Below are 251 nucleotides of genomic sequence, written 5' to 3'. Positions count from 1 at the left end.
TCCGGCTGCGCTCGATCGCGAGCTCTTTCCCTGGCTTCAGGCACTCTATCCGGTGTGGGCGAGGCTGACGCCGGACGCCTTGTCACTCGGCGTCACCGTCGCGATGTCGGAATTGCTGCTGTCGGGCAGCACCACATGGGTACTGGCGTCGAAGATCGTCATATCGGCGGTCGCGGCCTGGCGACCGCGGCCGACCAGTTCAACGATCTTGCCATCCTGGATCACGACGCCGCGCTCGGCCCCGTCGGCCA

Annotated in this window: 1 pseudogene; it reads left to right on the top strand. The window is 66.5% G+C overall.

The window, feature by feature from the left end:
* A pseudogene (locus FNJ47_RS52210) lies at window positions 1-136 on the top strand (8-oxoguanine deaminase); the annotation flags it as partial.
* Window positions 137-251 lie beyond the last annotated feature (115 nt).

It is taken from the genome of Bradyrhizobium uaiense, assembly GCF_010811875.1.
Classification (GTDB): domain Bacteria; phylum Pseudomonadota; class Alphaproteobacteria; order Rhizobiales; family Xanthobacteraceae; genus Bradyrhizobium; species Bradyrhizobium uaiense.
The sequence above is the reverse complement of the archived record's forward strand: the minus strand, read 5'-3'. Positions and strand labels throughout refer to the sequence as shown.